This window comes from Streptomyces sp. NPDC059832, assembly GCF_042731715.1.
Taxonomy (GTDB): Bacteria; Actinomycetota; Actinomycetes; order Streptomycetales; family Streptomycetaceae; genus Streptomyces.
Window position 1 is genome coordinate 1 of record NZ_JBHWIY010000080.1, and the last position, 8,682, is coordinate 8,682.

At 70.3% G+C, this 8,682-nt stretch carries 9 protein-coding genes; 6 read left to right on the forward strand and 3 right to left on the reverse strand.

Translation table 11 applies throughout. From position 1 onward, the window contains the following. Positions 1-175 precede the first annotated feature (175 nt). Positions 176-553 (forward strand): nuclear transport factor 2 family protein, encoded by a 378-nt coding sequence (locus ACFV8T_RS44945; RefSeq protein WP_024757633.1) that lies wholly within the window; start codon positions 176-178, stop codon positions 551-553. Between the two features lie 275 nt (positions 554-828). Here ACFV8T_RS44945 and ychF read toward each other — a convergent pair whose 3' ends face one another. After that, positions 829-1,917, reverse strand: a complete 1,089-nt coding sequence (gene ychF / locus ACFV8T_RS44950) for a redox-regulated ATPase YchF (protein ID WP_266414822.1) — start codon at positions 1,915-1,917, stop codon at positions 829-831. 220 nt (positions 1,918-2,137) lie between these two features. Here ychF and ACFV8T_RS44955 point away from each other — a divergent pair, with 220 nt between their 5' ends. Then, positions 2,138-2,734, forward strand: coding sequence for a DUF6542 domain-containing protein (locus tag ACFV8T_RS44955; protein WP_385339552.1), 597 nt, complete (start codon positions 2,138-2,140; stop codon positions 2,732-2,734). Positions 2,735-2,792: 58 nt separating this feature from the next. Here ACFV8T_RS44955 and ppgK read toward each other — a convergent pair whose 3' ends face one another. Together ppgK and ACFV8T_RS44965 are read right to left on the reverse strand one after the other, a co-directional pair. Beyond that, positions 2,793-3,530, reverse strand: coding sequence for a polyphosphate--glucose phosphotransferase (ppgK, locus tag ACFV8T_RS44960; RefSeq protein WP_385339554.1), 738 nt, complete (start codon positions 3,528-3,530; stop codon positions 2,793-2,795). A 61-nt stretch (positions 3,531-3,591) separates the two neighbouring features. Beyond that, entirely contained in the window at positions 3,592-4,581 is a 990-nt protein-coding gene (locus tag ACFV8T_RS44965) for a 4-hydroxy-3-methylbut-2-enyl diphosphate reductase (RefSeq protein WP_266414826.1), read from the reverse strand. Between the two features lie 74 nt (positions 4,582-4,655). Here ACFV8T_RS44965 and ACFV8T_RS44970 point away from each other — a divergent pair, with 74 nt between their 5' ends. The 4 genes from ACFV8T_RS44970 (at position 4,656) to ACFV8T_RS44985 (ending at position 8,552) form a co-directional block, all read left to right on the forward strand. Continuing rightward, the gene (locus tag ACFV8T_RS44970; RefSeq protein ID WP_385339557.1) at positions 4,656-6,068 is read left to right on the forward strand and encodes an APC family permease; all 1,413 of its coding nucleotides are present in this window, start codon (positions 4,656-4,658) and stop codon (positions 6,066-6,068) included. Between the two features lie 181 nt (positions 6,069-6,249). Beyond that, entirely contained in the window at positions 6,250-7,461 is a 1,212-nt protein-coding gene (xseA, locus tag ACFV8T_RS44975) for an exodeoxyribonuclease VII large subunit (protein WP_385339560.1), read from the forward strand. A gap of 121 nt (positions 7,462-7,582) precedes the next feature. Then, complete coding sequence (locus tag ACFV8T_RS44980) at positions 7,583-7,846, forward strand: exodeoxyribonuclease VII small subunit (protein ID WP_385339563.1); 264 nt, start codon at positions 7,583-7,585, stop codon at positions 7,844-7,846. A gap of 115 nt (positions 7,847-7,961) precedes the next feature. Beyond that, positions 7,962-8,552 carry a malonic semialdehyde reductase gene (locus tag ACFV8T_RS44985; protein ID WP_266414833.1) on the forward strand — a complete coding sequence of 197 codons (591 nt, stop codon included), beginning with the start codon at positions 7,962-7,964 and terminating at the stop codon, positions 8,550-8,552. The last annotated feature ends 130 nt before the right edge of the window (positions 8,553-8,682 follow it).

An 8,682-nucleotide genomic window follows, 5' to 3' on the forward strand; every position in this document is an offset into this window, starting at 1 on the left:
CAGCCAACTCCTCACTCAGCACACACGGTCAACGAAACGACCGATCAAGAAGACACGCCATCACGGACCGCACATGACCAAGCACTACTAGTGCTGTGACCGGGATGGTTCACCGTGGTCGGGAGACGGCTCACGGGACGAGCGCGGACCGTGAGGCAACTGGTATTACTGGTGCATGCAGGAAGAGACCGCGCGATCCGCGATCGACACGTTCATCTCCGCGTTCAACGCCTCGGACGACAGCTATGTGACTGCGCTGCTCTCCCAGGCCCTGACCTCGGACGTGGTCTTCTGGGGACCGTTGGGCCGCAGTGAGGGGATCGAGGCGGTCGAACGGTTCGTGCTGGACATCCGGCGCCACCCCGCGGGGACCGGCACGATGGTGCGCTGTTCGGCGGTGGACATGCCGGACGAGTGGGCCCGGTACCAGTGGGTCTTCACGACGCCGGATGGAGGCCCCCGCCTGGCGGGAACGGACGTCGTCCATCTGCGGCGGAGCCTCATCGACCAGGTCATCGTCTTCGCGGGGGAGATCGAGCCGTCCGCCTCCTGAGTCATTCTCCTCTGGCGCCGTCCTGCTCCTGAACCGGCCCCGTTCGGGGCTCCGGGTCTGCCCAGCCGAGATCATCTTCACAACGCTTCGGTCGTCCGCGCTTGGCCACGAGCGGACCGTGGCCGCGGGATCACCGGAGGCGGTGCAGCAAGGCGGGCTCGTCAGGCTCCGGCCCCAATCCGGCTCGGGAAAAACCAGGGGCCCGGCTCCGAAGAGCCGGACCCCATCTGACCTGTATGTTCGCCAGGCCTCCAACGTGGTGTTGTGTCACCCGCTCACACGTTGAAGCGGAACTCCACCACGTCCCCGTCCTGCATCACGTAGTCCTTGCCCTCCATGCGGGCCTTGCCCTTGGCGCGGGCCTCGGCGACCGAGCCGGTTTCGATCAGGTCCTCGTAGGAGATGATCTCCGCCTTGATAAAGCCCTTCTGGAAGTCGGTGTGGATCACACCGGCCGCCTCGGGGGCCGTGGCGCCCTTCTTGATCGTCCAGGCTCGGGCTTCCTTCGGACCCGCCGTGAGGTAGGTCTGCAGGCCCAGGGTGTCGAAGCCGACGCGGCCGAGGGTGGCCAGGCCGGGCTCTTCCTGGCCCATGGACTGGAGGAGTTCGAGGGCCTCGTCGTCGTCGAGCTCGATCAGCTCGGACTCGATCTTGGCGTTGAGGAAGATCGCCTCGGCGGGGGCGACCAGGGCGCGCTGCTCGTTCTTGAAGTCCTCGTCGACCAGCTCGTCCTCGTCGACGTTGAAGACGTAGAGGAAGGGCTTGGTGGTCAGGAGGTGCAGCTCGTGGAGGAGCTTGCCCTTCTCGGTGCCCGCGGTGATGCCCGCGGCGAAGAGGGTCTGGCCCGACTCCAGGATCTTCTGGGCGTCCTCGACCGCGGCGAGGACCGCGACCTTCTCCTTCTGGAGGCGGGACTCCTTGGTGAGGCGCGGGACGGCCTTCTCGACGGACTGGAGGTCGGCGAGGATCAGCTCGGTGTTGATCGTCTCGATGTCGTCCTTGGGCGAGACCTTGCCGTCGACGTGGACGACGTTCTCGTCCTTGAAGGCACGGATGACCTGGCAGATCGCGTCGGACTCGCGGATGTTCGCGAGGAACTTGTTGCCCAGACCCTCGCCCTCCGAGGCGCCTCGGACGATGCCGGCGATGTCGACGAAGTCCACGGTCGCGGGGAGCAGGCGCTGGGAGCCGAAGATCTCGGCCAGCTTGTTCAGGCGGGCGTCCGGGACGCCGACGACGCCCACGTTCGGCTCGATCGTGGCGAACGGGTAGTTGGCCGCCAGCACGTCGTTCTTGGTCAGGGCGTTGAACAGGGTCGACTTGCCGACATTCGGCAGGCCGACGATTCCGATCGTGAGCGACACGTTGGCGACTTCCTGAGGAGTGAGGAGGTGGGCGGGAACGCTGCGGGCCCAGGTGGGCCGATTCTCCAGTTTACGGGCGGGGGCAAGCGGGTACCCCCGGGTCCGGTCGGGTGCCGATCCGGTTCCCGTTCGGCCGTGTGGCATCGAACTCATCCCCTAGGTCGCCCAAAGGGCGTGTCCCGCACCTGTTTCCTCCTGCCCGGCGACCTACGTTGTCCCGGTGGAGCAGCACAGGACACGTCCCCCGCAGCGCAGGCAGTCTCGCCAGGCCCCGCTGTCCCCGCAGGGCACCATCGAGGAGACCGCGACCGTCTACCGGGTGGTGAGCCCGCCGGAAGGCCGCTCCCGTCCGGTGCCGCCCGTCGTGCTCGCGCTGCGCAGGCTGCCCAATCCCCGGCTGACCGGCATCGGGGCCGGGCTCTTCGCCGCCGCCACCATGTTCGTACTGGCCTGCCTCGACCTGCTGGTCCTCGACGGTTCGGCGGTGGTGTTCGGTGTGCTGTTCCTGCCGGTCTGCGCGCTGACCGCGCTGTGGGTGCGGCCCGCGGACCTGGTGACCGCGCCGATCATCGTGCCGATCGCGTTCGCCATCGGTGTCATCCCGATCGCCGGTGGCACGGGCGGCTTCGGCGGCCAGACCATGGCGCTCGTCACCGCGCTCGCCGTGCACGCCGGGTGGCTGTACGGCGGGACGCTCATCGCCGGGCTCATCGCGACCGTACGGAAGGTACGGCTGATGCGTCAGCGGCAGCGCCGCACGCTGCTCGCCGCACAGGCGGCGCGCGCCTCGCAGGGACCGCGCCGCCCGCAGCGGTGAACGGCCGCAGGGCACCACGGGCCACAGGGCGCCACAGGCCGCAGGTCGCCACAGGCCGCTAGTGGCCTGCGGCCGCCATCGCCGCGCCCACGATGCCCGCGTCGTTCTGCAGTTCCGCCGGCACCATCTCGGCCCGTACGTGCTCGATCAGGGGCAGGAACTTGTCGGCCTTGCGGCTGACCCCGCCGCCGATGATGAAGAGCTCGGGCGAGAACAGCATCTCCACATGGGCCAGGTACTTCTGCAGCCGGTGCGCCCAGTGGTGCCAGCTCAGGTCCTCGTCCTCCTTGGCCTTGGTGGAGGCGTGCTTCTCCGCGTCGTGGCCGTTCAGCTCCAGGTGGCCCAGCTCGGTGTTGGGGACGAGCCGGCCGTCGACGAAGAGGGCGCTGCCGATCCCCGTACCGAGCGTCAGCACGATCACGGTCCCCTTGCGGCCCCGGCCCGCGCCGAACGTCATCTCCGCGACGCCGGCCGCGTCCGCGTCGTTCAGCACGGTGACGGGGAGGTTCAGCCGGTCACCGATCAGTCCGCGGGCGTCGGCGTCGATCCAGCCCTTGTCGACATTGGCCGCGGTACGGGTGACACCGCCGGTGACTACGCCCGGGAAGGTGACGCCCACCGGGCCCGACCAGTCGAAATGGCCGACGACCTCGGCCACGCACTCGACCACGTCCTTGGGCGTGGCCGGGTGTGGTGTGAGTACTTTGTGGCGCTCCTGCGCCAGGTCTCCGCGGTCCAGGTCCACGGGAGCGCCCTTGATCCCGGATCCGCCGATGTCCACGCCGAAGATCTGCATGCAGTCCACGGTACGGGCAGGCGGCCCGGCCCACTCCCTGGAACGCCCCGATGCCCGGGGGCTACTTCTCCGAGAGCGCGGCGGCCTCGGCGCGCAGATCGCGGCGGAGCTCCTTGGGCAGCGAGAAGGTGATGGACTCCTCGGCCGCCTTCACGATCTCCACGTCCTCGAAGCCGCGCTCGGACAGCCAGGCCAGGACGCCGTCGACCAGCACCTCGGGAACCGACGCGCCGGAGGTGACGCCGACCGTGGAGACACCCTCCAGCCAGGCCTCGTCGATCTCCTCGGCGAAGTCGACCAGATGGGCGTCGTTCGCACCGGCGCCGAGGGCGACCTCGACCAGGCGGACCGAGTTGGAGGAGTTCTTGGAACCGACGACGATCACGAGGTCGGCGTCCGCACCCATCTGCTTCACCGCGATCTGGCGGTTCTGCGTGGCGTAGCAGATGTCGTCGCTGGGCGGCGAGATCAGGAGCGGGAACTTCTCCTTGAGCGCGCCGACCGTCTCCATCGTCTCGTCGACGGAGAGCGTGGTCTGGGAGAGCCAGACGACCTTGGACGGGTCGCGGACCTCGACACCGGCGACGTCCTCGGGGCCGTCGACCAGCGTGATGTGGTCGGGGGCCTCGCCGGAGGTGCCGATGACCTCCTCGTGGCCCTCGTGGCCGATCAGGAGGATGTCGAAGTCGTCCTGCGCGAAGCGGACGGCTTCCTTGTGGACCTTGGTGACCAGGGGGCAGGTCGCGTCGATCGTGGCGAGCTTCCGCTCGGCCGCCTCCTCGTGCACGGTCGGCGCCACGCCGTGCGCGGAGAACATCACGATCGAGCCCTCGGGGACCTCCGCCGTCTCCTCGACGAAGATCGCGCCCTTCTTCTCCAGGGTCTGTACGACGTACTTGTTGTGAACGATCTCGTGGCGCACATACACCGGGGAGCCGTACTGCTCCAGGGCTTTCTCCACGGCGATCACGGCACGGTCCACGCCCGCGCAGTAGCCACGGGGAGCGGCGAGCAGGACGCGGCGAGGTGTCGTAGCAGTCATGCGCCCCATCGTAAGGCCGAGTCGAACGCGCGGAAGATCGGCCGGGTGGCGAGACTGATCCGTACGCGACCCAGGGAGGGCTCATGTCGGAGAGCGGCAGCGGCGGCAGCAGCGGCAGGGGCGGAGTCGTAGGCGCGGAGGGGGCGGAGGGGGCGGAGGGGGCGCACCTGGAGGGCGGCAGGCTGCGGCGGACGCTCGGCTTCCGGGATCTGGTGGTCTACGGGCTCCTGTTCATCGCGCCGATGGCACCCGTCGGTGTGTTCGGCACGCTCGACGCGAAGTCCGACGGCGCTGTCGCACTGGTCTACGTCGCGGCGACGGTGGTGATGGCGTTCACGGCGTTCAGCTACGCGCAGATGGTGCGGGTCGCCCCGTTGGCGGGTTCGGTCTTCGCATACGCGCGCAAGGGGCTCGGGGAGGGGCCGGGGTTCATCGCCGGGTGGATGGCGATGCTCGACTATCTGCTGATCCCGGCGGTCGCATATCTCTTCTCCGGGATCGCGCTGAACGCGCTGGTGCCGTCGGTGTCGCAGTGGGTGTGGACGGCACTCGCCGTCGTGGTCACCACGCTGCTCAACCTCTGGGGCGTGCGGGCCGCCGCCCGGGTCGGCTTCGCGGTGCTCGCGATGGAGATCGTGGTGCTGCTGGTGTTCCTGGTGTCGGCGGTGGTGGTTCTCGTACGGGACGGGGCGCAGCGCGGCTGGCTGACTCCGCTCACCGGCGATTCCGGCTTCTCCGCGTCGGCGGTGCTGGGGGCGGTGTCGGTGGCCGTGCTGTCGTATCTGGGCTTCGACGCGATCGCCTCGTTCGCGGAGGAGGTGACCGGGGGCTCGGCGAAGGTGGCGCGGGCGCTGCTGTTCTGTCTGGTGCTCGCGGGTGTGCTGTTCGTGGCGCAGGCGTATCTGGCGGCGCTGCTCGAACCGATGACGTCGGCGGAGCTGGCCGCCGACCCGGCCGCGCAGGGGTCGGCGTTCTACGACACGGTGGACTCGGCGGTCGGGGGCTGGCTGCACGACCTGGTGGCGGTGAGCAAGGCGATCGGGGCGGCCTTCGCGGCGCTGGCCGGGCAGGCGGCAGCGGGACGGCTGCTCTTCGCGATGGCCAGGGAACGGCGGCTGCCCTCGGTCCTCGCCCGGGTCGACCCGCGGTCCGGGGTGCCGCGGCTCGCGATTCTGCTGGCCGCGACGGTGACGCTGGTCGCCGCGGTGTGGGCGGCCCGGCAGGCCGACGGTCTCGACCATCTGGTGTCGGTCGTCGACATCGGCGCGCTGACGGCCTTCGTGCTGCTGCACGCGTCGGTAGTCGGCTGGTTCGCCGTGCGCCGGATGGAGGGGCCGCCGAGCTGGTGGCGGCATGTGCTGGTGCCGGTGGTGGGTGCGGGGGTGCTGATCGCGGTGATCGTGGAGGCGACCCGGAGCGCCCAGGTGGTGGGGGTGTGCTGGTTCGGGGTGGGGCTGGTGGTGCTGGCGTTGCAGTGGGGGCGGCGTACGGCCTGAGCCGGGAGGGGCGGGGCGGGGCGGGGTAGGACGGTCGCGGCGGCCGGGGCGGGCCGGAGTATTCGAAACGCGTCCCGGTCGGCGCGGGCGGCGGCGTACGGCCTGAGCCGGGAGTGGCCGGGCCGGAGCGGCCTTCGTCGTGGCCGCCCGATTGTCGGTGGGGGCGGATACGCTCGCTCGCATGGCTCTCCAAACGTCCGCGGAAGCTCCGCTGCCCGTAGGTGATGTGTCGCGGCTCATCGGGGGCTGGATCGACCGGCTCGGGGCGGTCTGGGTCGAGGGGCAGATCACCCAGCTGTCGCGGCGGCCGGGCGCCGGGGTGGTGTTCCTGACGCTGCGCGATCCGTCGCAGGACATCTCGGTGAGTGTGACGTGCTTCCGGCAGGTCTTCGACCGGATCGCGGATGTGGTGACGGAGGGCGCGCGGGTCGTCGTCCTGGCCAAGCCCGAGTGGTACGCGCCGCGCGGCCAGCTGTCCCTGCGGGCCACGGAGATACGGCCGGTCGGCATCGGCGAGCTGCTGGTCCGGCTGGAGCAGCTGAAGAAGTCGCTGGCCTCGGAGGGGCTCTTCGCGCTCGACCGGAAGAAGCCGCTGCCGTTCCTGCCGCAGCTGATCGGGCTGGTCTGCGGGCGGGCGTCGGCGGCCGAGCGCGATGTGCTGGAGAACGCCCGGCGGCGGTGGCCCGCGGTCCGCTTCGAGGTGCGCAACGCGGCGGTGCAGGGCGTCCACGCGGTGAATCAGGTGGTCCAGGCGGTGAAGGAGCTGGACGATCTGCCGGACGTCGATGTGATCGTCGTGGCGCGGGGCGGCGGCAGCGTGGAGGACCTGCTGCCGTTCTCGGACGAGCAGCTGATCCGCACGGTGGCCGGGTGCCGTACGCCGGTGGTGTCGGCGATCGGTCATGAGCCGGACTCCCCGCTGCTCGACCTGGTCGCGGACCTGCGCGCCTCCACACCGACGGACGCGGCGAAGAAGATCGTGCCGGACGTGGGCGAGGAGCTGGACCGGGTGCGGCAGCTGCGCGACCGTGCGCTGCGGTCGGTACGGGGACTGCTGGACCGCGAGGAGCGGGGGCTGGCGCACGCCCTGGGCCGGCCGTCGATGGAGCACCCCCAGCGGATGGTGGACGAGCGCGCGTCGGAGATCGACGCGCTGATCGGGCGGAGCCGGCGGGTGCTGGGTCATCTGCTGGACCGGGCGGATTCGGAGCTCGCCCACACCCGGGCGCGGGTGGTCGCGTTGTCGCCGGCGGCGACGCTGGAGCGCGGCTACGCGGTGCTGCAGCGGGCCGACGGCCATGTCGTGCGGGCTCCCGAGGATGCGGGGGCGCCGGGCGATGTGCTCCGGGCGCGGGTCTCGGGCGGCGAGTTCGCCGTGCGGGTGGGCGAGTGACCGCCCCCGGTGGCGGGGCGGGCGGGCCCGGAGGCGCACCGGCACGTGCCGAAGGTGCGCCCGCGGGTACGGACGGACGAGATCACAGGCTCCCGGTGGGCCGGAACGTAGGGTGGGGCGCATGACGGACGACGCGACTACGACGGCTGGTGCCACGGGCACGCTCGGCTACGAGCAGGCCCGCGACGAGCTGATCGAGGTGGTGCGCCGCCTGGAGGCGGGCGGTACGACGCTGGAGGAGTCGCTCGCGCTCTGGGAGCGGGGCGAGGAGCTGGCGAAGGTCTGCCGGCACTGGCTGGAAGGTGCGCGCGCCCGGCTGGACGCGGCCCTGGCGGGTCCAGCCGACTCCCAGGAGAGCGGTGGCACGGCGGCCGACAACGGCTGAGCCCACTGTGGAACGAGTCACCCCGTGCCAGCTTTAGTTGAAAGTTAACCTACCTCTCGGTTACCGTGGTCCGCGTTGCTCGATCCACGTGTACGTCCGGAAGGTAATACGCACGATGTCCCTCGCTCTTGACCCCGCCGCCCAGGACCTCCTCTTCCGTGAGGCCCGCACCGCCAACACCTTCTCCGACGAGCCGGTGACCGAGGAGCAGGTCCAGGCGATCTACGACCTGGTCAAGTACGGGCCCACCGCGTTCAACCAGTCGCCGCTGCGCGTCATCCTGGTCCGCTCCGACGACGCCCGCGCGCGCCTCGTCAAGCACATGGCCGAGGGCAACCAGCCGAAGACCTCGACCGCCCCGCTGGTCGCCATCCTGGTCGCCGACAACGAGTTCCACGAGGAGCTCCCGGCCCTGATGCCGCACTTCCCGCAGGCCAAGGACGCGTTCTTCTCCGAGCGCCCGGTCCGCGAGTCGTCCGCCGCGCTCAACGGCGCCCTGCAGGCCGCCTACTTCATCATCGGCGTCCGCGCCGCCGGTCTGGCCGCCGGCCCGATGACCGGCTACGACGCCGCGGGCATCGAGAAGGAGTTCCTGGACGGCGACCACAAGGTGCTGATGGTCGTCAACATCGGCAAGCCGGGCGAGGACGCCTGGTTCCCGCGTCTGCCGCGTCTCGCCTACGACGAGGTCGTCACGACCGTCTGACCGTCGCCACGCGCATGCGGAAGGCCCTGGAGCACTCGCTTAGGTTCTAGGAGTCGTCGCAACACCCCAGCTCAAGGGGTGCGATGGAGTTCGAGATCCGCAAGGTGCGGACGGTGGCCCAAGGCCGCAA